This window comes from Frankia sp. Mgl5, assembly GCF_023242985.1.
GTDB lineage: Bacteria > Actinomycetota > Actinomycetes > Frankiales > Frankiaceae > Parafrankia > Parafrankia soli.
This window is the reverse complement of record NZ_JALKFY010000583.1, coordinates 1-329: the sequence shown is the minus strand read 5'-3', so window position 1 is coordinate 329 and position 329 is coordinate 1. Positions and strand designations below refer to the sequence as shown.

Sequence of the window (329 nt, the reverse complement as noted above, 5' to 3'; positions counted from 1 at the left end):
ATCCTGCACCTGTCCGTTATAGCAGCGGGAGACGAGTACAACCGGTACACTATTGTTCATCAACTGCTGCAGAGTTGGCACGATCGCAGGCGGGAGATTGCCCAGGCCCAACGCCTCCACAACAACACCGTCAACCGGCTGCTCCAGCAGAAAATGAATCCAGGCGGGATCCATTCCGGCAACCGCTTTGATCAAGGGGATGTTGGCGTCGGCACGATCAATGGCATAATACTCACGCTCCAGCGGGGCATGGTGATAATTGATGCTTTTTTTCGTGATGGTGCCGATTGGTCCGTATTGCGGCGACTGGAAGGTAGCTACATTGCTTG

At 54.4% G+C, this 329-nt stretch carries 1 pseudogene; it reads right to left on the bottom strand.

The features are described from left to right. Nucleotides 1-329 (bottom strand): annotated as a pseudogene (locus tag MXD62_RS10740) (asparaginase); the annotation flags it as partial.